General features: G+C 68.3%; 19 protein-coding genes and 1 tRNA gene. 7 read left to right on the top strand and 13 right to left on the bottom strand.

Translation table 11 applies throughout. The annotated features are described in order from the left end of the window. Positions 1 to 70: 70 nt before the first annotated feature. On the bottom strand, positions 71 to 1,555 hold the full coding sequence (locus RR1_RS07175; RefSeq protein ID WP_010837943.1) for an MFS transporter: 1,485 nt from the start codon (positions 1,553 to 1,555) through the stop codon (positions 71 to 73). 93 nt (positions 1,556 to 1,648) lie between these two features. Here RR1_RS07175 and RR1_RS07170 point away from each other — a divergent pair, with 93 nt between their 5' ends. Then, a complete protein-coding gene (locus RR1_RS07170; protein WP_010837942.1) occupies positions 1,649 to 2,317 on the top strand; it encodes a TetR/AcrR family transcriptional regulator in 669 nt (222 codons plus the stop codon). 674 nt (positions 2,318 to 2,991) lie between these two features. On the opposite strand, the gene RR1_RS07160 is transcribed toward RR1_RS07170, so the two are convergent. After that, positions 2,992 to 3,948: a DUF808 domain-containing protein gene (locus tag RR1_RS07160; RefSeq protein ID WP_010837939.1), complete on the bottom strand. Its 957-nt coding sequence runs from the start codon at positions 3,946 to 3,948 to the stop codon at positions 2,992 to 2,994. Between the two features lie 126 nt (positions 3,949 to 4,074). Between RR1_RS07160 and RR1_RS07155 the strand changes: the two genes are divergently transcribed. After that, complete coding sequence (locus tag RR1_RS07155) at positions 4,075 to 4,428, top strand: ArsR/SmtB family transcription factor (protein ID WP_010837938.1); 354 nt, start codon at positions 4,075 to 4,077, stop codon at positions 4,426 to 4,428. A 3-nt stretch (positions 4,429 to 4,431) separates the two neighbouring features. After that, positions 4,432 to 4,917 (top strand): SRPBCC family protein, encoded by a 486-nt coding sequence (locus RR1_RS07150; protein ID WP_010837937.1) that lies wholly within the window; start codon positions 4,432 to 4,434, stop codon positions 4,915 to 4,917. Positions 4,918 to 5,040: 123 nt separating this feature from the next. On the opposite strand, the gene RR1_RS22615 is transcribed toward RR1_RS07150, so the two are convergent. Next, positions 5,041 to 5,334: a hypothetical protein gene (locus RR1_RS22615; protein WP_143153748.1), complete on the bottom strand. Its 294-nt coding sequence runs from the start codon at positions 5,332 to 5,334 to the stop codon at positions 5,041 to 5,043. After that, complete coding sequence (locus tag RR1_RS07140; RefSeq protein ID WP_010837935.1) at positions 5,331 to 5,906, bottom strand: excalibur calcium-binding domain-containing protein; 576 nt, start codon at positions 5,904 to 5,906, stop codon at positions 5,331 to 5,333. The genes RR1_RS22615 and RR1_RS07140 overlap by 4 nt, the downstream gene beginning before the upstream one ends. A 797-nt stretch (positions 5,907 to 6,703) precedes the next feature. Here RR1_RS07140 and RR1_RS07135 point away from each other — a divergent pair. Continuing rightward, on the top strand, positions 6,704 to 7,795 hold the full coding sequence (locus tag RR1_RS07135) for a purple acid phosphatase family protein (protein ID WP_010837933.1): 1,092 nt from the start codon (positions 6,704 to 6,706) through the stop codon (positions 7,793 to 7,795). 46 nt (positions 7,796 to 7,841) lie between these two features. Here RR1_RS07135 and RR1_RS07130 read toward each other — a convergent pair. Next, a tRNA-Gly gene (locus RR1_RS07130) sits at positions 7,842 to 7,912 on the bottom strand. Between the two features lie 105 nt (positions 7,913 to 8,017). Here RR1_RS07130 and dcd point away from each other — a divergent pair. Continuing rightward, the gene (gene dcd / locus RR1_RS07125) at positions 8,018 to 8,587 is read left to right on the top strand and encodes a dCTP deaminase (RefSeq protein ID WP_010837932.1); all 570 of its coding nucleotides are present in this window, start codon (positions 8,018 to 8,020) and stop codon (positions 8,585 to 8,587) included. Between the two features lie 15 nt (positions 8,588 to 8,602). Continuing rightward, complete coding sequence (locus RR1_RS07120) at positions 8,603 to 9,340, top strand: alpha/beta hydrolase family protein (RefSeq protein ID WP_010837931.1); 738 nt, start codon at positions 8,603 to 8,605, stop codon at positions 9,338 to 9,340. A 49-nt stretch (positions 9,341 to 9,389) separates the two neighbouring features. Here RR1_RS07120 and RR1_RS07115 read toward each other — a convergent pair whose 3' ends face one another. Next, a complete protein-coding gene (locus RR1_RS07115; RefSeq protein ID WP_040772880.1) occupies positions 9,390 to 10,775 on the bottom strand; it encodes a WS/DGAT/MGAT family O-acyltransferase in 1,386 nt (461 codons plus the stop codon). Between the two features lie 340 nt (positions 10,776 to 11,115). Here RR1_RS07115 and RR1_RS07110 point away from each other — a divergent pair, with 340 nt between their 5' ends. Further along, positions 11,116 to 11,520, top strand: coding sequence for a VOC family protein (locus RR1_RS07110; protein WP_040772878.1), 405 nt, complete (start codon positions 11,116 to 11,118; stop codon positions 11,518 to 11,520). A gap of 3 nt (positions 11,521 to 11,523) precedes the next feature. On the opposite strand, the gene RR1_RS07105 is transcribed toward RR1_RS07110, so the two are convergent. From RR1_RS07105 to RR1_RS07075, 7 genes are all read right to left on the bottom strand, one after another. Continuing rightward, the gene (locus RR1_RS07105) at positions 11,524 to 12,516 is read right to left on the bottom strand and encodes a sigma-70 family RNA polymerase sigma factor (RefSeq protein WP_010837928.1); all 993 of its coding nucleotides are present in this window, start codon (positions 12,514 to 12,516) and stop codon (positions 11,524 to 11,526) included. A gap of 78 nt (positions 12,517 to 12,594) precedes the next feature. Then, entirely contained in the window at positions 12,595 to 18,084 is a 5,490-nt protein-coding gene (locus tag RR1_RS07100; RefSeq protein WP_040772911.1) for an ATP-binding protein, read from the bottom strand. A gap of 348 nt (positions 18,085 to 18,432) precedes the next feature. Beyond that, positions 18,433 to 20,019: an MDR family MFS transporter gene (locus tag RR1_RS07095; RefSeq protein WP_051111136.1), complete on the bottom strand. Its 1,587-nt coding sequence runs from the start codon at positions 20,017 to 20,019 to the stop codon at positions 18,433 to 18,435. Positions 20,020 to 20,126: 107 nt separating this feature from the next. Then, the gene (locus RR1_RS07090) at positions 20,127 to 20,609 is read right to left on the bottom strand and encodes a MarR family winged helix-turn-helix transcriptional regulator (protein ID WP_010837924.1); all 483 of its coding nucleotides are present in this window, start codon (positions 20,607 to 20,609) and stop codon (positions 20,127 to 20,129) included. Between the two features lie 226 nt (positions 20,610 to 20,835). Continuing rightward, complete coding sequence (locus tag RR1_RS07085) at positions 20,836 to 23,187, bottom strand: glycoside hydrolase family 65 protein (RefSeq protein ID WP_010837923.1); 2,352 nt, start codon at positions 23,185 to 23,187, stop codon at positions 20,836 to 20,838. Between the two features lie 27 nt (positions 23,188 to 23,214). Next, positions 23,215 to 23,961 (bottom strand): HAD family hydrolase, encoded by a 747-nt coding sequence (locus RR1_RS07080; protein ID WP_081634139.1) that lies wholly within the window; start codon positions 23,959 to 23,961, stop codon positions 23,215 to 23,217. 96 nt (positions 23,962 to 24,057) lie between these two features. Then, positions 24,058 to 25,239, bottom strand: a complete 1,182-nt coding sequence (locus RR1_RS07075) for a TerC family protein (RefSeq protein ID WP_010837921.1) — start codon at positions 25,237 to 25,239, stop codon at positions 24,058 to 24,060. Between the last annotated feature and the right edge of the window lie 65 nt (positions 25,240 to 25,304).

Here is a 25,304-nt window from a genome sequence, read left to right as displayed (position 1 = left end):
GAGGCACGGCGGCGGAGGGAGCCACGCCGCGTCCGGTGCACGGACGGTCGGTGGATGGGCGACGGTGCGGTCAGTGCACGGCGACGGGAGCTGTGCCGGGGTCGACGCGCGGGACGCGCCGTTCGTACACGACGGCCGCGATGATCGCTCCGACGACGAAGAATCCGGCGCCCCACCAGAACGCACCCTGGAATCCGGCGATCGCGGCGGCCTCACCCATCCGTTCGGGGGCGATTCCCGCTCCGGAGAACGACGCCGTGGCCGATGCCGAAATGCTGCTGAGCAGGGCGATTCCGATCGAGCCGCCGATCTGCTGTGCGGTGTTCACCGTCGCCGACGCGACGCCGGCGTCCTCGTTGCGGACGCCGATCGTCGCGAACCCGAAACCGTTGGAGAACACGATGCCGAGGCCCATGCCGACGAGGATCAGACCCGGAAGGACGTGCAGCGCATACGAACTGTCGAGGCCGATGGTCGTGAGGCTCGCCATTCCGGCAGCGCCGAGCAGCATTCCGACGGTGACGCTGATCTTGGGGCTGACCCGGGTCACGAGGAACGAGCCGCTGATCGACGACATGACGCCGATCGCGATCGTCATGGGCAGGAATGCGACACCGGTGACGACGGGGCTGAAGCCGAGCGACAACTGCATGTAGAAGGTGAGGAACAGCGAGATGCTGAACAGGCCGATCGCCGACACGAGCATGACGAGATACGACGCGCCGCGGAGCCGGTCGACGACGATGCGCAGCGGCAGCAGCGGATGGACCGCGCGTCGCTGGACGAGGACGAAGGCGATCAGCAGCAGGATTCCGACGACGAGCGAGCCGATCGTCACGGCGTTGCCCCAGCCGTTCGACTCCGAGTGTGCGAATCCGAACACCAGCAGGAACAGGCCGACGGTGACGACGACGGTGCCGAGCCAATCGATTCCGGCGGCGTGCTTCTCGCGGACGTGACGCGGGAAGAGCGCGAGGGCGCCGACGAGGGCGACCGCTGCGAAGACGATGTTGACGTAGAGGCACCAGCGCCACGAGATGTACTCGGTGAGTACGCCGCCGAGGAGCAGGCCGATGGCGGCGCCCGCGCCGGCAACGGCGCCGAAGATGCCGAATGCCTTTCCGCGATCGGGAGATCCGGCGAAGGTGACGGTGAGCAGCGACATCGCAGCAGGGGCGAGGAGGGCCGCGAAGACGCCCTGGAACGCGCGTGCGCCGACGAGGAGTTCGAAGGTCGGCGCCCAGCCGCCGATCGCGGAGGCGAGGGCGAATCCGACGAGGCCGACGATGAAGGCGTTCTTGCGCCCGAACAGGTCGCAGATGCGTCCACCGATGAGCAGCAGGCTGCCGAAGGCGAGCGAGTAGGCCGTCACGACCCACTGGCGGCCGCCGTCGTCGAAGCCGAGTGCGTGCTGCGCCACCGGCAGCGCGATGTTCACGATCGTGGAGTCGAGCACGACCATGAGTTGCGCGATGGACAGCGCCGCGAGAATCCACCAGCGGTGCAGTGGTGTGGCGTGGGCGGAGTCCGTCGGGCGTGAGTCGACAGCGGTCATCGAGCGGGTGCCTCTTTCCAAGCGGAATAGGTGATTCCGGTAGACGATAGCACAAGCGGAATCAGACGTTCCGCTCAATGTAGACTCGCTGACATGCTGCGCAGCGATGCCCGCGAGAACCTCGACCGCATCCTCGGCGCCGCGCGTCAGGTGTTCGCCGAGCAGGGGCTCGATGCAAAACTCGCCGACGTCGCGGCGCGGGCGGGGGTCGGCGTCGGCACCGTCTACCGCCGATTCGAGAACAAGGACGCGCTCATCGCGGCCCTCTTCGACTCGCGGCTCGAGGTCGTCGTCGAGAAGTCGCGGGCAGCACTGGAATTCGAGGATCCGCTCGAAGGGCTCGTCTGGTTCCTCGACGTCTCGACGCAGCTCATGGCCGACGATCGGGCGCTGCGCGATCTGGCGGTCGGCGGTCCGGCCACTCCGCACGCGCACCTGTCCCAGGCGACGCTCGATCGCGTCGAGAAGCTGCGGTACGAGGTGCACGAACACGTCCAGCGTCTCGTGGCGCGGGGGCAGGCGGCCGGCGTCGTGCGCGACGATCTCGATGCGACCGACATCGGACTGCTGAGCAGTACGTTGCAGGCCGCTGTCGACCCCGGCGCAGACAGCGAGCCCGACGTGTGGCGTCGCGTCCTCGGCCTCGTCGTCGACGGACTTCGCACCGACGGGGTCCGGACGCCGCTCGCGCCGCGGCCGCTGACCGAACCCCAACTGTCCGCTGTCATGCGGCGCGTCAAGAGCCCGGCCGACCCGAAATGAGCGGCAGACGTCACGACGGCTGTTGCACAGGAGGGTCCGGGCCCCACAACGTCACGGCGAGGACGTAGCCGACCACCCCATGCTCGACAGGAAGCCTCCCGCGATGCAGCGAAACGGGCCCGGTGTGCTGAAGTTCGGTCCACCCCGAGACGAATCGTCGGGCGGGAACCATGCGCCGTGCCAGGCTGATTCGTTCGTCCACTCGCACCGTCCCGTGAGGTGTCGTGGCGTAGTCCATCCAGAGATACCGATCCCACATCAATGCGCCGGTGAGCGTGGTGTCGCCTCGACCGGGAACGTGGTCGGGCACCATCGTAGTGAAGCCGGACCCGAGGTATGCCACTCGCTCGACGCCACGCGCTGTGTCGACCTCTTCGATCCGCGCCGGGATGGTCGTGAAAAGCGAGTCGGGTAGGTGCGGGTCCGGGAGAGTCCAGTGCGTCGAAGGGGTGCACACATCGCCCGGCTGAGGGTCATCCGGAAACGGCTCGAGATCTTCGATCATCCACAGTCGTGTCGGCACGTACGCAAAAATACGCGGATCCGGCGCGGCAAGACGGGGATGTGGCCGTCGTGGTATCGGATTCATGGCGGTCGTGGAGGGTGATGCGATCGCGACGGCGTGCGGGGGTGCTGCGTCAGTACCTGGTCGCGCTCGCGAGCTGAGCGGCAGCTCAGTGCGTGACGGCCTTCGTCCTGCGCTTCGGCAGGAAATGTACGACGAGGACGACGAGCGCGCCGAGCACGAGGCCGACCAGTGCGGAGGCGACCGTCCCCGCCGTCCACGAGAGGACGCCGCCGAACCCGCCGTGGACGAGTTCGCCGAACCAGTGCTCGAGATCGTGCAGAACATCCGCGGGCCAGTGGAATCCGGCTTCGCCGATGTTGACGATCAGGATGTGCCCGCCGACCCACAGCATCGCGGCGATGCCGACGACGGTGAGTACCGACATCACCTTCGGCATCGCGGCGACGAGGCCACGGCCGACATGCTGTGACAGCGTGGAATTTCGTTGCGCCAGAGCGAGTCCCACGTCGTCCATCTTCACGATGAGTGCGACGACGCCGTACACGAGCGCCGTGATGAGGAAGGCGACGACGACGAGCACGACCAGGCGGGTGAAGAACGGTTCGTCCTCGACCGACGACAGTGAGATCACCATGATCTCGGCGGACAGGATGAGGTCGGTGCGCGTCGCGCTGCCGACCATCTGCTTCTCACGCTCGGCGGGGCTCAGCTGTTCGGCGGCCTCCGCGGCCTCCTCGTGGTGCCCGCCCTTCAACGCCTCGTAGACCTTCTCGGCGCCCTCGTAGGACAGGAAGAGGCCGCCCGCGATGAGGAGATACGGCAGCGCCTGCGGGAAGAACTGGCTCAGCAGCATCGCCACCGGGAGGATGACGAGAAGCTTGTTGATGATCGAGCCGCGCGCGATCTTGGCGATGATCGGCAGTTCACGTTTCGGTGAGAAGCCGTGCACGTAGCGGGGCGTGACGGCGGTGTCGTCCACCACCACGCCGGCAGCCTTGACGCTGGCGCGGCCGGCGGCGGCACCGATGTCGTCGATGGATGCTGCGGCTGCTCTCGCGAGCGTCGCGACGTCGTCCAGCAGGGCGACGAGCCCTCCAGCCACGGGAACCTCCCACAGTACGGGTCCGCGGACCCGGCCCGTCGGCACGCGAACGCGGGTCGACTCTTCGAAACGGTACTCCAGCGGAACCCTTGACAACATACAACCTTGTGGTTGTATGTTGGAGGGGTGGACGGAGACGACGAGGACCGGGCAGACGCGCTGTTCCGCGCGCTCGCCGACAGGACGCGACGCGACATCATGCGACGTGTGCTGGCGGGCGAGAGCTCGGTCTCGACGCTCGCGGAGAAGTACGACATGAGCTTCGCGGCCGTACAGAAGCACGTCTCCGTGCTCGAGAAGGCCGGCCTGCTGACGAAGAGACGCAGCGGCCGGGAGCAGTTGGCACGTGGTGACGTCGACGCCGTCCGTTCGGTGGCGTCGATGCTCACCGAACTCGAGCAGGTGTGGCGCGGCCGCATCGCTCGTATCGACGAGCTCGTCTCCGACCCGCTCGTCCCCGACTCGACCAGGAAGGGCTGACCGATGCCTGTCACCGATGTCAATCACGATCTCGACACCCGAACCCTCACCATGACAGCAGAATTCGCTGCACCCGTCGAGCGAATCTGGGAGCTGTACGCCGATCCGCGGCAGCTCGAGAAGGTATGGGGGCCGCCCAGCTACCCGGCCACGTTCGTCGACCACGACCTGTTGCCCGGTGCCCGGGTCACGTATTACATGACGTCGCCCGAGGGCGAGAAGTTCGCGGGATACTGGGATGTCACCGCAGTCGACGCACCCACCCGTCTCGAGTTCCGCGACGGCTTCGCCGACGAGAATCTGCAGCCGAATCCCGACATGCCGGTGTCGGAGAGCGTCTACACGTTCACCCCCATCGACGGCGGAACCCGCGCCGTCTACACCAGCACGTATGCGAGCGCCGAGGCGCTTCAGCAGGTACTCGACATGGGGATGATCGAGGGCGCCACGTCGGCCGTCAACCAGATCGACGGCTTCCTCGAGGCCTGACGGCGGTCGCGAGCCCGGCCCGCTACGCACCTCGATTCCTCTTACGCACCCGGAGTTTCAGGTGCGCAAGCGAAGATTTGGTGCGTAGCGGAGGTTCACCAGCGCCCGGCCCGCCCGCGGTCTTCAGCCGAGGGGCGACTGGGGCCGATGGTGCTGTCTGGGATCCTGTTCGCCCGGGAGATACGCTTGATGCTCTCGATCTGCTCTGGCCGCGATCTCGCCGGCAGCTGCGGCTGCCACCTTTCGCTGATGTCGGTGCAGGCAGTACCCGAATCCGGCGGTCCACACGAGCGCGAACACAACGCCACCGGGGTCGCCGGAGTCGAGTGATGCAATCACACCGACGACGCCCAGAACGACGAGCGCGAACCAGACGTACCAGAGCATCGGCTTCGGCGCCTCAGGATGAGAAGTCATTCGCACGCCACTCCGTCGCTGTCCCTGTCGAGTTTGCTGCTGTAACCGGGCGAGCCGGCGTACAGCGGGGCAGCTCCGGCGGCACGCACGGCGTCACAGTTCGCGTAATACGTCGCGGCGGGCGGCGGGGCATACGGCGCAGGCGCGACATAGGGTTCGGCCTCGTCGACGACGGGGGGAACATACGGCGCAGGCGTCGGCGGGGGAACGTACTGCTCGGTCGTCGTCGAAACAATCGGCGCTACATATGTTTCGGTCGTCGTAGGCGGCGGAACCGCGGCCGACGAGGGAAGAACAGCGGTCGTGGTGGTGGTCGTCGGCACCGAAGTCGTCGGTCTCGTCGTCGTAGTGGCTCGGGTCGTCGTCGGTGCCGCGGAGGCCGACGAGGAGATGGTCGTCTCCGCTGCTGCAGGCTCCGGCTCTGGCTCGGGAAGCAGGCTGCCGAGCACAGCCAGTCCGACGAACGCGCCACCCGCTCCGAGAGCGATCTTCTTGCCGCGGGTGAGTTTTGGTTTTCCGCTCGTGGCGGGGTCGGGGAGATTCATAACGGTTCCGGTCTCGAGAAGGGGCATCGGCGGATTCGTCGATGAGGGGTGGTGCGGATCGAAAGGTCCGATCCGTGATCGGGCAGCGAGGTAGGCCTGGGATGCGTGCGAGGTTTGTCGGGCTTGCTCGGCAAGAGAGTTCGGCGCATGGACGGCGGCGATCACGCCTTCTACGAAGGCGCGTTCATCGTCATTGCCGGCAAACGTGTGGGAACGCCGATGTCGGTGCGGTGCGGAGTGTTGTGGACGCGGCCACGTCGGCGTCTCGATGCAGCGCGCACGACCGCCTCGCGACGAGTGGATTCGACTGTTCGCACTGGTCGCGCCCTCGGCGAAGCCGAGACTCCACTTCGAGTCGAAGCCGCGACAACACTGGGTACCGACTGGACGAAATGCACGGGAACCTGCCTCGTTGGTCGCGCCTCTGGCGACTCGTGCAATCCATATCGGTGTGGCGAACCGTTCGTTACTAATTGACTGTGATGCAGGTTACGAGAATTGTCGGATCCCTCCGGTCCGACGATTTCATCGCGTCGACACGCCGCGGTCATGTGACGGCGGGGTGCGGATGGCTCCCGTCGTCGATCCTGTTCCGGTCGGTACACGCCGACCGGAACGACAAGGAGCCACGGTGTCCCGCCGCCGTCTGGCTACCGCCGTGTTCGCCGTTGCGCTGACCCTCGCGGTTGCGCCGCACGCCGCATTGCCGAATGCACAGGCCGCCGCTGTGCCTGCACTCCCACCGGATCGCATCGTGCTCAATCCCACCGCGACGCCGCACCGCAGCCAGGCCGTGACGTGGCGGACGAGCGAGGCGGTGGCGAATGGCGTGGTCGAGTACGAGCGTGTCGGCGCAGCGGCACCGTGTCGCCGCGGAATCGGTTCGGCCGCAGCCGTGGTCGTCGGCCCGCCATCACACGGCCGTCCTCGACGGGCTCGATCCGGCGGCCACCTGCCGGTACCGGGTCGGCAGCGACACCGGTGAGTGGTCACAGTGGTACGAGTTCACCACGGCTGCAGACGGATTCGCTCCGTGGGAGTTCCTGTACTTCGGCGACGCGCAGAACGGGCTGGGGGAGGTGTGGCCGGCCGTCGCGCAGCGCGCCTACGCCGAGCACCCGGACGCGGGCCTGAGCCTCCACTCCGGGGACCTGATCAACGACGCCGACGACGACGCTCAGTGGTCCGACTGGTTCGATGCGCAGGGCGACGAGGTGCGCACCCGCAACGTGATCACGACACCCGGCAACCACGAGTACAGCGGGGACCCGTTGCTGACGCAGTACCGCGCACACTTCGGGTACCCGGACACCGGACCGGTGTTCCGCTGTGAAGACGCCTGGTACGCGGACTACCAGGGTGTGCGTTTCGTGTCGTTGAACGCCAACGTGCTCACCGGCGTCGATCAGCGGGGCTGGCTCGACCGGGTGCTCGGCGAGAACCCGCAGCCGTGGACGGTCGTGACGTTCCACCAGCCTGTGTTCTCCGGTGCGGAGGGTCGTAACAATCCGGGGATCCGTGCCTCGTGGCTTCCGATCCTCGAGAAGCACGACGTCGATCTCGTCCTCCAGGGTCACGATCACGTCTACGCCCGAGGTCATGTCAGCGATCGCGACAACGGCGACGGATCACACAGCGGGCCGGTGTACGTCGTCTCGTCCGCGGGCAGCAAGTACTACGACCTGGCGCCGGACGATGCGAACAACTGGACGGCGAACGGTGCGACGCGCGCCGTTGCGGCAGAGCAGATTTCGACGTATCAGACCGTTCGGGTCGAGCAGGATCGGCTGGTGTATCACTCGCACGTCGCGCGCGTGGGAGACGACCCGACTCCTGCCGATGCGGCCGTCGGCGACGTTCTCGATTCGGTGACCATCACCCGCGGCCCCGACGGGAAGCGCGTGACAGGTGCGTGAGCGAGCGTCGGAAAGTCGAGTGGAGAAGCCCGATGCGGACGATGAGAGCCGATGACGGGAATCGAACCCGCGTATTCAGCTTGGGAAGCTGATGTTCTACCATTGAACTACATCGGCGCGCATGATATCGAGCGCCCGAAGGCAGGCTCGATACCCTGCGGGCTGAACATTAGCAGATGGTCAGGGGCAGGTCCCGGCGGCGTACCGGGTAGCCTGCACCTCGTGCTTCTCTCCGATCGTGACATCCGTGCCGAGATCGACGCAGGCCGCCTGGGCATCGACCCGTTCGATCCCTCGCTGGTGCAGCCGTCGAGCGTGGACGTCCGACTCGACGGGCTCTTCCGGGTCTTCAACAACACCCGCTACACGCACATCGACCCCGCGCAGCAGCAGGACGAGCTCACGTCGCTCGTCGAATCGGAGCCGGGCGTGCCGTTCGTGCTGCATCCGGGCGAGTTCGTGCTCGGTTCGACGATGGAGTTGTGCAGCCTGCCCGACGACCTCGCCGGCCGCCTCGAGGGCAAGTCGTCGCTCGGCCGCCTGGGCCTGCTCACGCACTCGACGGCGGGCTTCATCGATCCGGGGTTCACCGGGCACATCACGCTCGAGCTGTCCAACGTCGCGAACCTCCCGATCACCCTGTGGCCGGGCATGAAGATCGGGCAGCTGTGCCTGCTCCGCCTCTCGAGCGCCGCGGAGAACCCGTACGGCAGCGCGTCGGTGGGATCAAAGTACCAGGGCCAGCGTGGCCCGACCCCGTCGAAGGCGTACCTGAACTTCATCCGCGACTGACCCTGGGGAGGCGCCGTGCCGCGTCGTTACGCCGAGAAGGCGCTCCGGTTGCCCGAGTCGGGTGACCGGACCCTGGTCTTCGAGCCCGAGGACCGGTCGCGGACCGTCGTCACCTACCTGCACGGCCGTTCCGGTGACGAACAGTCGCTGTCGGATGCCGACCGCGTCGCCCTGCGCGACGCCCTCCTCGACGCCGGGTATGTCGTGGCGTCGCCGCGCCTGCACGGTGACCAATGGGGCAATCGCCGCGTCCAGGACGATCTCGTCGCGCTCGATCTGTGGCTCACCGAGCACTACGCGATGGACACCCACGTGCTCGTCGGAGAGTCGATGGGCGCGATCGCCGTCGCGAATGCGTTGCGGCTGCAGGAGATCGAGATCGACGCCGTCGTCCTGATCGCGCCGTCGCTCTCGCTCCCGGCGGTGTGGCGCCGCGGCGAGGAGGGGCGCGAATCGCTCGTCACCGCCTACGATCTGGCCTCCGACGGTTCGGATCTCGACGATCGGACGCAGTGCTGGGACCCGCTGCGGCACGACCCATCGACGTATCTTCCTGTCCCGCTTCGTATCTACGCGTCCGCGGACGACCACATCGCGGACCTCGTCCACGTCACCGGCCCGTGGCTGGAGGGCGTGCGTGCGGTCGGTGTCGACGCCGACCTGATCGAGGTGACGGGCGAGCACGCCTCCGAGGACCACGTCCGTCCCGCAGATCTGCTCGCCTGGCTGGAGAGGCGGCTCCGCCGCTCGTGAGTGACTTGCCGGCCCCTGCACCGGCAAGTCACGCACGAGCGCGCAGCGCCTACACCGATTCGAGGGCGGTGAGTTCGCGGTCGAGGTGATCGGTCAGCATCGTCGCATCGGGCATCGCGCGACGGCACGCCGTGACGCCGAAGGTGATCGAGTCGTCGTTGCTCAGGCTGGTGATGTTGAGGCCCTGCCCCGCGACCGGCACCGACATCGGATAGAGCGCATCCAGGCGCGCGCCGTTCCAGTACAGCGGCTCCTTCGGGCCCGGCACGTTGGAGATGATGAGGTTGAACGGCGGCCGCACGACCCGCTGATGACCGAACAGCAGGCTAGCGCCGACGGGCGCAGCGCCGAGCGCGCTCATCGCGAGAATCTGGGTTCCGCTCATCGACCGCAGCGTGCGCTTGCCCTCGGCCATGCAGGCACTGATTCCGGCGAGCCGCTCCGCGGGATCGTCCAGGTGGGTCCCGAGCGGGCACATCAGGACGCCGACGTCGTTGCCCTGCCGCGGCGCGGCGTCGTCGCTGAGCGAGACCGGCACCATCGCGACGAGCGACCGATCGGGAAGCGCGTTCCGCTCCTGCAGGTACGCCCGCAGTGCGCCAGACGACATCGCCAGGACGACGTCGTTGATCGACGCATCGTTGAGCTTGGCGACGAGCCGGAGGCGTTCGAGCGGCCACGTCCGCGCGGAATAGCGGCGCGCACTGCCGATCGACACGTTGAAGATCGTCTGCGGGGCCGCGACGTTGACCGGCCCGCCCGTCTCGCCGAGGGCATGGGTCATGGTCGACGCGAGCGCCGGAACCATCCCGGCGGCATCGCCGACCGCCGACCGCGCGCCGCGCAGCACCGCCGACGAGATCGCGGCCGCATCGAATCCGCTCGTGCGCGGCGCGCGGGCGTTCCACGCCGAGCCGGCCTCCCATGGCGCGGGCATGTCGCGTTGTGCGGGGTCGTCGCTCAGCGCGGCCCGCAGCAGCCGTACGGCACCGACGCCGTCGGTGAGCGAATGGTGGATCTTGGTGTAGACGGCGAACCGTCCGTCGCTCAGGCCCTCGATCAGGTGCATCTCCCACAGCGGCCGATCGCGCTCGAGCGGCAGCGCGTGCAGACGCGCGCACAGGTCGAGCAGCACGCGCTCGCTGCCCGGCGACGGCAGGGCCGTCCGCCGAACGTGATGCTCGACGTCGAACCGCTCGTCGGTCGTCCAGGCCCACTGCCCGAACGACGTGAGCGAGCGGATGGGACGCCGGCGCAGCAGCGGCGCCGTGTCCGACGCATCCGCGTCGAGGCGCGCGACGAACATCTCGCGCAGTCCGTCGGCATCGACACCCTCGGGCGCACTGAAGAGCTGAACCGCGCTGACGTGCAACGGGTTCGCGCGCGATTCGCCGATCAGGAACAGCGAATCCTGCGGGGACATCGGGAGGGGCACTCGGCCTCCTGAGAATGACATGAAAAGCACGCCCGTTCTCGCCGATGAGCGAACGGTGCGTGGAAAGCGGACCAGTCGGTACGTCTTTTGTAACGATCCGCCGCAGTGCACGCCACTCAGACGAACGTCCAACTCTGGTTCGAACGCGCGGGGCGCGAGCGCGGCACCCGGCATGTATCCGCGAAATGACAAGATGCTCAAGGAGTGTCGGAAGAACCGGGTGCGCGGCTGGGCGCCGGAGGTGACGATGGCCTGTGGCATATATCACCGGTGCCGATGAGAAACGCGCGACGCGCGAGTCGTACCCACGACACGATCCGGACTCACCCAGGAGACGACGATGACACGAATGCTGTTCCTCAACCTCCCCGTCACGGACGTGGCGAAGACCCGCGCGTTCTTCGGCGGAATCGGTTTCACGTTCAACGAGCAGTTCAGCGACGACGAGACGGCGTCGATGGTGCTCAGCGATCAGGCGATCGTCATGTTCCTCTCGCACGCGAAGTTCCAGGGCTTCCTGGCGAGCGGATTCGAGGCCGCCACGGGCCAGATCGAGGTCCTCGCTGCCGTCAGCGCGGAGTCGCGCGACGAGGTCGACCGTGTCTGCGACGCCGCGCTCGCCTCGGGCGGGACGTCGTGGCGCGAGCCCGAGGACCACGGCTACATGTACGGCAGGTCGTTCCGTGACCCCGACGGACACGTGTGGGAGGTCGTCTGGATGGATCCGTCGGCGATCGAAGGGTGAGCGTCAGCGTGGGGGCGGTGTCTCGGGGAGCCCGTACAGCTCGAAGAGACCTGGCTCGAAGAACACGGCGGCGTGGGCGACGCCGTCCTCGCGCACGTCGAGAACCTGCAGGTGGAACGGGCGATGCATGCCGTCCTCGCCGCGCATGTACAACCCGAACGCCGGCTGACCGTTCGAGGAGGTCCGGACGAGGCGCATGTCGCCGGGCCCGTTCGCCGGGCAGTTTCCGGCGATGAGCCGCCCGATCGCCTCGCCGCCGACGTACCAGCCGTCGAAGGGCGGCATCTCCCAGACGGCCTCGTCGGTGAACATCGCGGCGATCGCGCCGACGTCGTATCCCTCGAACGCCGCGACGTACCGATCGAGCAGCGGCTCGGCCTCCGCGTCGGTCAGTTGCGCCGTCTCGGGCGTGGGCGCGGCCTCGGCGAGCTGGGCGCGCGCCCGCTGCAGCAGGCTGTTGACGGCGGGCACCGAGACACCGACGGCCGTGGCGACCTCGGCGGCACGCCACTGCAGGACGTCACGCAGCAGCAGCACTGCGCGCTGCCGCGGCGGCAGGTGCTGGAGGGCGGCCACGAACGCGAGCCGGACGCTCTCGTGCGAGACCACGATCGATGCGGGATCGTCGTCGGACTCGAACAGCCGATCCGGTGCGGGCCCGAGCCACGGAATCTCGTGCCGCTCGACGAGATCGGCGTCGGGATCGCTGTCCGGGGCACCCAGCCCGCTCGGCAGCGGCCGCTTCGCCCGCGACTCGAGTGCGGTGAGGCACGTGTTCGCGGCGATCCGGTGCAGCCACGTCCGCAGTGACGACTCGCCCTTGAAGTTCGCGTACGACTTCCAGCCGCGCAGCATCGTCTCCTGCAGCTGGTCCTCGGCGTCGTGGATCGACCCCATCATCCGGTAACAGTGCGCGAGCAACTCACGACGGTACGGATCGGCCAGCGTGAGGAACTCGTCGCTCGCCGCGGGGGAGGAGGTGGCCGCTCGGCTCATCGTCCGAGCGTAACCCCCACCCCCGACAGCAGTCAGCCCCCGAAAAACAGTCAGCCCCCCGACAGCGTGCTGCGCGACTCAGTTGCGGGGCTCGTGATTCATGCGCCGCTCGACCGCACCGACGAGGTCGGCACGCAGCGTCGCCGCCGGCACGATGCGATGCACCGACCCGACCCGCTGAGCGCGGTCGATGTCGTGGATCCCCTCGAACTCCGCGGCGACCTCGCCGAGCTTGTCCGAACGCACCTGCGAGCGCGTCGTCGACAGCTCGACTCGCAGCCGCGCCTGATCGGCCTCGTCGGTGGCCGCCGCGAGCTGCTTCTCGACCGCCTTCACACGAGGATCGGCCGCCGTGCGCTTGTCGACGCCGCGCGTGAACACGACGGCCGCGGCGGGAGCCCCACCGAGGACCGAGGCGTACGAGCCCTCGACCGCGAGGACCTCCATGTTCTCGTTGAGCGCCGCGGAGAAGACGACGAACGCACCGCCGTGGTACCGCGACACGACGCAGAACACGATCGGGCCGTCGAAGTTGACGATCGCCCGGCCGATCTCGGCGCCGTACTCGAGCTGCCACGTCCGCATCGACTCGGGCGAGCCGTCGAAGCCCGACAGATTCGCGAGCACGACGACGGGACGGTTGCCGCTCGCCGCGTTGATCGCGCGCGCCGTCTTCTTCGACGAGCGCGGGAACAGCGTGCCGGACGTCCACTGGTCGGGGCCGTCCGTCGGGAACTGACCCTTGCGGGCGATCGCCCGCGATTCGATGCCGATGAGCGTGATCGGATGACCGCCCAGATGGGCGTCGAAGACGACCGAGGTGTCGGCGTCGGCCATGTCTGCCCAGCGTTCGAGGACGGCGTGGTCCTGGTCGGCGACGGCGCGCATCACGGTGCGGATGTCGAACGGTTTCTTGCGGTCGGGATTGGTCTCGGCCGAGAAGATGTCGCCGACGGTCGTGAAGTCGCTCGTCGGATGCACGTGCGGGTAGAGCCGGACGTCACGGTCGATCGGGTCGGTCGTGACGGCGCGACGCGGGCCCGCTTCGCCCGGTCGGACGTACGTGTGGGCGTAGTGCGCGAACAGCACCTCGATCGCGGCCGCGGCGTTCGGCGCCCAGTACTGCGCCTGGCCGTTCGGGCCCATGACGCGGTCGTAGCCGCCGATGCCGAAGTTGTCCTCGGCCGACACGCCGCCCGCGTAGTCGAGCGAGTTCTTGCCGGTGAGCACCATCGCGCTGTCGGGCGTCATGACGAGGATGCCCTTGGTGTGCATGAGCATCGTCGCCTCGGCGTTCCAGTACGGCTGCGCGCCGACGTTGATGCCCGACACGACGATGTTGATCTCACCGCCGCCCTGCGTGAACGTGATGATCCGGCGCAGTGCGCGCGAGACCCAGTCCATGTTCTCCGTGCCGCGTTCCATCGAGATCTCGGCGCCCGACGAGAGTGCGAACCACTCGACCGGAACCTGCATCCGCTCCGCGAGATCGATCGCCGCGACGACGCGCGACGCCTCGGGCTCGGCGACCGAGCCGAGTGCCTTCGTGGGATCGCCGAACAGCGCGACGCGGGTCATGCCCTCGGGATGCAGTTCGGTCGGGGTCGTCACGACGCCGACGATGATGCCGGCGGTGTTGCGGCCGTAGGGCCGGTCCACCGGGACCAGGGCGCCGGTCTCGTCGAGATCGTGCTCGACGAAGCCGCCGTCGCGGCCCGCGAGGACCGGGACGAGCTCGTACGGATAGACCGTGCCGCGAGCACGCGACCGCCGGACCTTCTGCGTGTAGGCGTCGAGCGGCTGCATCGGCTCGGTCGGCGGATCGGTGACGTCGAGCGTCACGCCGGCGCCGGGTCGGTATGCGAAACGCAGTGCGACGTCGCGTGCTTCGGTGCCGGGCTCGCGCAGGCGCGCCATCATGATGATCTGTTCGAGGCCGACGCCCACCGTCATGGGGGCGATGTTTCGTGCGAGCACCGCGACGCGTTCCGCCGAGAGCGCGATCTCGGGCCACACGTAGAGCACGACGCGGTTGGCGTCGAGCCGCTTGCTGCCGCGCAGTGCGTTGGCGCGTCGCATCGCGTCGATCGCCGTCGCGAGGGTCCGCTCGACCGTCGGCAGCCCGACGACCTCCCCCGCGTCGTCGAGTTGCGGCGTCGCGTCGCGGATCTCGGCCAGCGCGATCATGCGCTCGTCGGCGGGGTTGTCCTTCGCGACGAGGTGGTAGAGGTACGTGTCCGTCGGTGCGGGCAGCCGCGTGCCGTCGAAGTTCGAGATGCGCCACAGGTCGAGCCGCTGTCCGGTGAGCGGGTGCATGTCGCGGATCGTGGTGTCCTCGGCGAGGCCGTCCACGGTGCGGCGGAAGGTGAGCGTCTGCAGGACGGAGCAGTCCCGCGAGCACACCGTCACCGTGATGCGGCGCGCGTTCTCGAGCCGGCCGTACTCGCCGATCTCGTCGAGCAGGACCGAGGCGAGCGCATCGGCCTCGGGAGCGACGTCGTCCCACAGCAGGTAGACGTCGGCGACGAGATCGTGCGGTGCGGGCGTTGCGGCGGCGTCGTCGACGAGCGCGTGCAGGACGTCGCCGAATCGTGCCCGTGGCGCAGCGGCGGCGACGAGATGGAGCTGCTCGCCGCGCAGTGTGAAATCGCCGGTGACGAACGGGATCCCGCCGCGATCGACGAGTTTGACGTCGTCGATCGTGCGGATGCGGTAGTTGCGGCGTGTGATGACCTCGAGCAGGATGCCGAGATCGGCGGTGGGCGGGTCGATCTTGCGTGCGAGCAGATCGATCAGCGGCTCGGGAACCGACACGAGCGATTCGATGCGCTGGCTGTAGTCGGCGGCGTCGGGCCGCTCGGCGAGATAGGCGAGCGAGCCGCGCACGGCGTCGTACACCTGCTCGCGGGCGGCGGTGATCCGCGGCAGATCGAAGAAGCGGTAGCGCAGATTACGCGCGACGTCGCCGATGACGGGGAAGCGCGACTGTGTCGAGACGACGAGGCGGTCGACGACGTCGCCGAGTTCCGTCGCCGCGAAGGCGGGGGCGGACTCGTCGCGCAGCCAACGTTCGAGCAGCGCAGCGATCACCGGTATCTGGTTCGCGATGCGCTGCTGGGCGAGGAATACCCGGTAGACGGATTCCTCGAGCTCGGACGTGCGGTCGAGGCTGCGGACGTCGTAGTGCGACAGTGCACGAGAGAGCTTGGTGCAGAACGACTCCGGAATCCCCTCGCGCTCGGTGTCGAGGGACCGGAGGTAGGTGTAGAAGTGCTCGCGCGGGCTGTGGACGCGCTCGTCCGCCTCCTCGCCCGAGGTCGGCCGGTGCCGCGAGAGCTCGCACAGATCGGCGAAGGCGCCCAGCAGTTGGAGTTCGGCCGCGACGAGCGCGGTGTCGTTGTGCGCGAGCTGATCTCGAAGCCACTCGTAGTTCGACAGGATCGCTTGCGCGCGCGACTGGCCGACGTCGTACCCGGTGATGAGCGCGCGCAGCACGGTGAGCAGACCCAGTGCCTCGCTGCGGATGTCGGTCGTGGGGGCGAGCGCGCTCGGCGTCGGGAGCCCGAACTCGACACGCGTCGTGGTGACGGTGGTCGCGGCCTCCGTGTCCTCCTCGACGCGCACGAGCGGTGCGCCCGCGTCGATCTGCGAGTTGACGCCCGCGAGCACCTCGCGGACACGTCCGGCCTGCTGCGCCCGGATCGCCGTCTCCATCTTCATCGATTCGACGACGACGAGGATCTGGCCGGGCTCGACGCGATCGCCCGGCGCGACGGGTACCGACACGACGACGGCGGGCGCGGGTGCGCGGACGATGCCCGCTTCGTCGCGGCTGATCTTGTGGACGACGCCGTCGACCTCGACGAGGTGATGCGCCGGGCCGGGGACCGAGACGACGGCGAAGCGCGCGCCACCGAGCGTGAGACGGCTCTGGTACTCGCCGAGACGGTCGACGTCGACGTCGAGCGGGCCGCTGTCGCCGTCGAGGTGGTAACTGTGCGGGCCGACCTGGCCGACGGTGAGACTGTACGGCTGCCCCTGGTAGGTCAGTTCGATGGTGCGGCCGATGGTGTGGGTCGCGCGGGGACGTCCGCCGCGAGCCGACGCGAAGAACGCGCGCCGCTCGAACGCCTCCTCGGTGTCGTAGAGGTCGATCGCGGCGGCGATGAGCGCGATGTCTGCGCCGCGGCCGGGGCCGGGCTCCGATCCGACGCCCGTGCGATCGAGCCAGCCGGTGTCGGCGGACGCGTCGAGCACCTCGGGCCGATCGAGCAGATCGAGCAGGAAGGACTTCGTCGTGGTGCCGCCGTCGATGACGACGGTCGTGTCGCGCAGCGCGGTGCGCAGCCGGGCGATCGCCTCGTCGCGGTCGCGGCCCCACGCGATGATCTTGGCGACCATCGAGTCGTAGTCGGGCGGGACGACGTCGCCGGCGGCGATGCCGGTGTCGACGCGGATGCCGGAGCCGAGCGGGAACGACGCCATCCGCACGGTGCCGGGGGCGGGTGCGAAGCCGGCGTCGGCGTCCTCGGCGGTGAGACGTGCCTCGACGGCGTGACCGAACTCGGCGGGGCACTCGCCCTCGAGGCGTTCCCCGGCGGCGACGAGGATCTGCAGTTTCACGAGGTCGAGCCCCGTGGTCACCTCGGTGATCGGGTGCTCGACCTGCAGCCGGGTGTTGACCTCGAGGAACGTGAAGATCTTCTGGTCGGGCTGGTAGAGGTACTCGACGGTCGCGGCGCCCTGGTAGCCCGCGGCGCGGACGAGGTCGGCCGAGACGGCGCGCAGGTGGTTCGACTGCTCCGCGGTGAGCAGCGGCGACGCCGACTCCTCGATGACCTTCTGATTGCGCCGCTGGATCGAGCAGTCGCGCACACCGGGCGCCCAGACGCCGCCCTGGCCGTCGGCGATCACCTGGACCTCGACGTGGCGGGCGTCGGTGACGAGCCGTTCGATGAAGACCACGGGGTCGCCGAACGAGCGCTGCGCCTCGCCCTGGGTGCGTTCGAGAGCGAGTTCGAGTTCGTCCTCGGACCACACCTTGCGGATGCCGCGGCCACCGCCGCCGCTGCGCGCCTTGACGATGAGCGGGTAACCGATGGCCTGGGCGTGGCGGCGGGCGTCGGCACGCGTGGCGACGGGGCCGCCGCTCCACGGTGCGACGGGGACGCCGACCTTCTCGGCGAGCAGTTTGGCCTCGACCTTGTCGCCGAGCAGCCGCATCGCCTCGGGGGAGGGGCCGATGAAGGTGATGCCGGCGTCACGGACCCGCTGCGCGAAGGCCGGGTCCTCGGCGACGAAGCCCCAGCCGACCCACACGGCGTCGGCGCGTGCTTCGGTGAGCGCACGGATGAGCTCGTCGTGGTCGAGATAGGGGTTGGTGGCCGATCGCTTGGTGAGCACGACCGACTCGTCGGCCATGCGCACGAACATCGCGCGCCGTTCGGCCTCGGTGTGCAGTGCGATCGTCGCGATGCCGTATCCGTGCTCGGCATCGAGCTCGCGTACGGCGCGAATCAGCCGTACGGCGGCCTCTCCACGATTGACGACGGCAATCCGTTCGAACATGCGCTCCATCACCTGTCCTGGGTCCTGGGTGTGCGGCCCGGCCCCGACAGCCCGCCGGCGAGTCCCCGCAAGCCACACGGAAAGCAAGCATGCATTATTTCGCTGCGATTGTCATATTCGTTGCGAACCCGGCGCGTGCGACTTTTTCCGAAATGAGACACGGATCTAAAAGTGTTGTCGCGCAATCTATTACGGTTCGGTAATTTAACCCGAATTACTACCGGCGAGTAATGCGAGAAATTACCCACGGGTAGCCGAATGGGGTGTTCCGCCGCAATCGAAGCGACCCCGTCCGCGTGAGGGGGCTCGCGGACGGGGTCGCATCTGTTCTTCGAGTGCGCGGAGATTCTACCGCTGCTCGGTACGGGCCGGAGCCGCCTCCCCCGCGTCGGGGGCCGGGACGGACCGCTCGGCCGTGTGCTCGACCGGTGTGGGCTGCTCGATGTCGAGCGTGCGCCGCAACGGGCGGTTCGGCAGCAGCGCGACCGCGATCGCGGCAACGATCCCGCAGAACGTCGCGATGAGGAAGATCCGGCCGGTGGCGTCACCGTACGACGCGCGGATCACCTCGACGACGGGCGCCGGCAGCGCGCTGAGATCGAGGCTGCCGCCTCCCGACGACCCCGCCGGGACGCCGAGCGCGGACAGGCCCTGCGCGGACAGGTCCGCGACGCGGCTCGCGAGGACCGAGCCGAGTACCGAGACGCCGATCGCGCCGCCGAACGTGCGGAAGAACGCGACCGAGCTCGACGCCGCACCGATGTGCTGAAGCCGGACGGTGTTCTGCACCGCGAGCACGAGGTTCTGCATCATCGAGCCCATACCGAGGCCGATGATCGCGATGAAGATGCCCACGAGCCACAGGTGCGTCGCGTGATCGATCGTCGAGAGCAGCGCGAAGCCGACGACCAGCAGGATCGACCCGCCGACGACGAAGGGCTTCCACTTGCCGAAGCGCGTGATGAGCTGACCGGACGCGACCGAGCCCACGAGCATTCCGGCGACCATCGGGATGGTGAGCACGCCTGCCGCCGTCGGGCTGAACGCGCGGGCCGTCTGGAAGTACTGCCCCAGGAAGGTCGTCGCACCGAACATGCCGACGCCGACGGCGATCGACGCGATGATCGCGAGCCCGGTGGTGCGCTCGGTGACGATCTTCAGCGGGATGACCGGATCCTTGGCGCGCGACTCGACCAGCACGGTCAGCGCGAGCAGCACGACGCCGACGGCGACGAGGATCGCGGTCTCCTTCGAGGCCCACGCGTAGTAGTCGGCCTTACCGGCGAACGACACCCAGATGAGCAGCACGGACACGCCGGCCGTCAGCAGCAGTGCGCCGAGCCAGTCGATCGACACGTTCTGCTTGCGGACGGTGGCGATGTGCAGCGTGCGCTGCAGCAGCACGAGTGCGACGACCGCGAGCGGGACGCACACGAAGAAGCACCAGCGCCAGCCGAGCGGGCTGTCGACGATGACGCCGCCGAGGATCGGGCCGCCCGACATCGACACCGCCATGACGGCGCCCATGTAGCCGGAGTACCGGCCGCGCTCGCGCGGCGAGACGATACTGCCGATGATCGCGACGACGAGCGCCGTGAGGCCGCCCATGCCGATGCCCTGGATCACGCGCGCGGCGAGCAGCAGCGGCACGTTGTGTGCGAGGCCCGCGATCATCGAGCCGACCACGAAGATCACGATCGACAACTGCACGAGCAGCTTCTTGTTGAACAGGTCCGCGAGCTTGCCCCAGATGGGCGTCGACGCGGCGTTGGCGAGCAGTGCCGTCGTGATGACCCACGCGTACGCGGTCTGGCTGCCGTCGAGGTCGGCGATGATCGTGGGAAGGGCGTTGGCGACGATCGTCGTCGACAGGAGCGCGGTGAACAGTGCCGCGAGCAGGCCGGCGAGGGCCTCGAGGATCTCGCGGTGGGTAATCTGGGCTTCGGCGGGTGGGTGCGACGGTGATGCGTGCGACGGTGATGCTGCTGTCACGTTCGGCACTGGTCCTTTCTCGGAGGTGCGCCCTTGCTCGGATGTGTGCGTCATGCGGTGGCCGACCTCTTCGGTGAATGGTGATGGTGATCCGCGGCGGCTGCGGCGCACAGCGTCGTCTTCAGCTTGCGGAGCGCGGCGACGGTCGTGGTGGCCTCGTCCTCGTCCCAGTCGGCGAGCAGCGCTGTCAGGCGTGCGGCGCGGCGTTCGCGGAGAGCGCGGATGTAGTCGTGTCCCGCGTCGGTGAGCGAGACCCGGGCGGCGCGACCGTCGGAGGGATCGGGCGCGCGGGTGATGTAGCCGCCGTCGACGAGCTCGGTGATCTGCCGGCTCAGCGACGACGGGCCGACGTAGAGCTCCGCCGCGAGCTCGGACTGCCGGCATTCGCCGACTCGCGCGAGCACGAGCAGCACGCTGGACAGCGCGGACGGGAGCGGATCGGGGGTACCCCGCGCGATCGCGTCGCGCATCGCGCGACCGAAGAGGACGACCTCTTCGATGATCGCCTCGGCCGTCGGCTGGGAAATGGGCACGAATACCTCGGAACGTGGAGCCTCGGATGAGCTGTATTAGTTGACGAAAGCAAGTATATAGATGGTTGATGCAAGTAAACAAACGGTAATCCGCAGGTAGGCGAGTCGTCGGGTGACGCAGGGCACGTCTCGGAGCGTCCCGAAACCCGCGCGGAACGACGACAGGGCCCCGTCGTGGACGGGGCCCTGTGCGAAGGGAACGGCAGCTACGGCACGCGGTGTACGCCTACAAGGCGGTGCGCGGAATGGGGGCGCGGCCCGGCGGCTGCCGCACCGGTTCGACGACCGGAAGCCCCGGCACCGGCTGCACCACCGGCTCTTCCACGGTGAGCGTGAACGGCTCGCCGTGATGTTCGAGATCGATCGGCTCACCCGAGCGCAGCGTGTACGTCGCGGTCTCCGGCGTGATCTCGACGGCGATGCAGCGTCCCTGCGCGTTGAGGTGGAAGGCGATGCGGCCGAGCCGCGGCGGAAGCCGCGGTGCGAACGACATCTTCCCCTCGTGGTCGCGGAACCCGCCGAAGCCCGCGACGCACGCGAGCCACGCGCCCGCGAGCGACGCGATGTGCAGGCCGTTCTCGACGTTGCTGTGCAGATCGTGCATGTCCGTGAGGGCTGCCTCGGCGAAGTAGTCGTAGGCGAGTTGCAGCTGCCCCACCTCGGCCGCGACGACCGACTGGACCGCGGCCGACAACGACGAATCGCGCACCGTCACGGCCTCGTAGTACGCGAAGTTCGCGACCTTCTGCTCGTCGGTGAAGGCGTCGCCACGCAGGAACATCGCGAAGACGAGGTCCGCCTGTTTGACGACCTGCTTGCGATACAGATCGAAGTACGGATAGTGCAGCAGCAGCGGATACTTCTCGGCCGGTGTCGTCGCGAAGTCCCACTCGGCGTGCTGCGTGAAGTTCTCCGACTGCTGATGCACGCCGAGGCCGTCGTCGAACGGGATCCGCATGTGCTCGGCCGCCGAACGCCAGCGCGCGATCTCCTCCGAGTCGACGGCCAGATCGTGAGCGACCGTCGGCAGCCGGACCGCGAGGTTCGCGGCGTCGAGCAGGTTCTTCTGCGCCATGAGGTTCGTGTAGATGTTGTTGTCCACGACGGCGCTGTACTCGTCGGGTCCCGTGACGCCGTCGATCCGGAAGTCGCCGGCCGAGTTGTGGTGGCCGAGGCTCATCCACAGGCGCGCCGTCTCGACGAGCAGTTCGAGGCCGCACTCGCGAGCGAAGTCCTCGTCGCCCGTCGCGAAGAGATACCGCGCCGTCGCGTTCGCGACGTCGGCGTTGACGTGGAACGCCGCGGTTCCCGCAGGCCAGTAGCCCGAGCACTCGTCGCCGTTGATCGAGCGCCACGGGAACGCCGCGCCCTCCTGGCCGAGCGTCGCGGCGCGATCCTTCGCCTTGTCGAGCGTCGAGTGCCGCCATCGCAGTGCGTCGCGTGCGGCGTCGGGTGCGGTGTAGGTGAGGATCGGCAGGACGAAGATCTCGGTGTCCCAGAACGCGTGCCCGTCGTAGCCGGGGCCGGTCAGGCCCTTCGCCGGGATCGCACGCGACTCGCCGCGGGCACCGGCCTGGATGACGTGGAACAGCGCGAAGCGGACGGCCTGCTGCAGTTCGGCGTCGCCGTCCAGTTCGACGTCGGCGACCTCCCAGAACTTGTCGAGGTACTGCCGCTGGCGTTCGAGGAGTTCGTCCCACCCGGTCTCGAGTGCCTCCGCGAGCGCGGCGTCGACCTGCGCTTCGAGGGCCGGCGTCGAGCGGCGGGCCGACCAGCCGTACGCGAGATACTTGGTGACGACGACGGACTCGTCCGCGGGAACGTCGACCGCGACGGTGAGCCGCGCGAGGTCACCCTCCGCCTCGATCCCGATGCGCGTCTTGTCGGGCATGTCGAACTCGTGGTCCATCGCCGCCGCCATCCGCAGCCCCGACCGGCGAGTGTGATGGGCGAGTACGGCGCGATATCCGCTGCTGGACGCGGAATCCGCGACGAGCGGCTTGTGCAGCGCGGCCGCGACGCGCGGGTCGTCCGAGCGCGACTTCGTCGGTTCGTTCGCGAGGAGATCCGACTGGATGACGAGTTCGATGTCGCCGTCGAGCGGCTGCACCTCGTACCGGATCGCGGCGATCGCGCGCGACGTGAACGACACGAGGCGTTCGCTCGTGATCCGCACCCGGCGGCCCGTGGGCGACTCCCACTCGGTGACGCGCCGCAGCGTCCCGGAACGGAAGTCGAGGACGCGTTCGTGGAAGGTCGCCGTCCCGTAGCGCATGTCGAGCGGTTCGTCGTCGACGAGCAGCCGGATGATGTTGCCGTCCGTGACGTTGACGACGGTCTGACCTGCCTCGGGATACCCGTAGCCCGCTTCGGCGTAGGGCAGCTGCCGCGCCTCGTAGAAACCGTTGAGGTACGTCCCCGGCAGGCCGCGCGGCTCACCCTCCTCGAACGTCCCGCGGATCCCGATGTGGCCGTTGGAGAGCGCGAACGTCGACTCCGTCGCATGCAGTGCGTCGAGGTCGAGGGTGCGCCAGCGCAGCTCCCACGGCGAGATCTGGTATCCGTGCTCGGTCACCATCGCGGGCCGCCGAGCGTACCGGGGAGGTCACGGGTCGAGGAGATCCCCCAGATCCGTGACGACAACGTCCGCGCCGTGTGTGCGTAGAGCATCGGCCTGCCCTTCCCTGTCGACCCCGACCACCCATCCGAAGTGACCGCTGCGACCGGCCTCCACTCCCGAGACCGCGTCTTCGAACACCGCCGTCTCGGATGGTGCCACGTGAAGGGCTTCCGCGCCCGCAAGGAAGGAGTCGGGTGCCGGTTTGCCGTTCAGACCGCGTTCACGAATGACGTTGCCGTCGATGAGGACGTGGACGTACGGCATGAGCCCGGCGCCTTCGAGGACCGAGCGCCCGTTGGCAGACGATGTCACGACGCCGATCCGCGCTCCTGCCTCGTAGGCGAGCCGAAGGTAGTGCAGCGAGCCGGAATACGGCGTCACGCCCTCGCTCTCGATCACCGCGAGCAGTCGTTCGTTCTTGCGATTGCCGAGCGCGGCGACCGTGCCGAAGCCGGGCGGGTCGTCGGGGCGGCCCTCCGGTAGCTCGATCCCGCGCGACCGCAGGAACGTCCGTACACCGTCGGCACGCGGACGTCCGTCCACGTACGCGAAATAGTCTGCGTCGGTGAAGGGTTCGAGGTTCTCCTCGGCGGTGTGCGCACCGGCGTCGGCGCGGTCGGTCAGGAAGTCGTCGAACGTCCTCTTCCACGCTTTGCGATGCACGACCGCGGTCGGCGTCAGTACCCCGTCGAGATCGAAAAGGTACGCCGTGATCGAATCGGGCAGTCCCAGCACCCTTCCGACGCTACCGCGCGGCTACTCGGACGCGGGGACGGACGCTCGTGTCGTTATAGCGTCGGGACCCGTCCGCGTCCGGCCCGGCACTCGTCACCGACTCTCGTCGTGGACGGCGTGTGCTCGTTCGATCGTGGCCACGAGATCGGTGTGGCGACGGACCAGTTCGCGGTGTTTCGCCGGAAGAGCGTGGATCTTCCGTTCCTCGCGACACATCTGCTCGAAGACCCGGCGGCGCTCGGACTCGTCCGCGGTGTAGTCGAGATCGAGGTAGCTCCGTGCGTGCCGAGCCGCACCGTTCACGGCCGACAGCGCACGCCCACGCGGGCTCGCGAGCGACACCGTCACCGTCACGACGAGCACCCCGACGATCACGAGCAGCGACGTCCCCGTTCCGATCTCGACGACGTGTACCGACTCGCCGTCGTTCACGAACCACAGCGAGTTCTCGTTCAGCGCGTGGAGGATCAGCTTGGCGCCGATGAACGCGAGGATCACCGCGAGCCCGTACTTCAGGTAGACGAGACGATCGAGCAGGCCGTCGAGCAGGAAGTACAGCTGTTTGAGGCCCATGAGCGAGAACGCCGTCGCCGCGAACACGAGGAACACGCTCTGCGTCAGGCCGAAGATCGCGGGGATCGAGTCGAACGCGAACATGAGATCGGTGCCGCCGATCACGACCATGACGAGCAGCATCGGCGTCATGACGCGGGCACCCGTGCGCGTCGTCGTCACGAGGCGGTCGCCGTCGTAGTGCGGGCTGGTCCGCAGGAAGCGTGTCGCGATCCGCACGACGACGTTGTTCGCGCCCTCGTCCTCGTCGTCGCCGCGGAGCATGCTGCCGGCCGTGAGCAGCAGGACGAGCCCGAACAGATAGAACATCCACGAGAACGTCTCGATCAGCGCACCGCCGACGAAGATGAACACCGATCGGGCGAGCAATGCGAAGACGATGCCGAACAGCAGCACCTTCTCCTGGTTCTCACGCGGAACCTTGAAGCTGCCCATGATCACGAGGAAGACGAAGAAATTGTCGACCGACAGCGCCTTCTCGGTGATCCAGCCCGCGTAGTACTCGGCGGCCATAGCGGCGCCGCCGAACACGAGGACGCCCACGCCGAAGGCCAGCGCGAACCCGACGTAGAGCGCCGACCACAGCGCCGACTCCCTGATGGTCGGCACGTGCGGGCGTTTGACGTGGACGACGTAGTCGAGGGTCAGCGCCGCGACGATGATCGCGACGGTGACGATCCAGGAGAGTGGTGTCACGTTCACGGGCGCTCCTTCCCGCCATGCGCGATAGCCCCTCGTGAACAGTAGTGATGTGCCACGCTGACGGG

Origin of the sequence: Rhodococcus rhodnii NBRC 100604 (genome assembly GCF_001894925.1) — a bacterium.
Classification (GTDB): Bacteria; Actinomycetota; Actinomycetes; order Mycobacteriales; family Mycobacteriaceae; genus Rhodococcus_F; species Rhodococcus_F rhodnii.
Note: the sequence above shows the minus strand (reverse complement) of the source record. Positions and strands in the feature narration are given on the sequence as shown.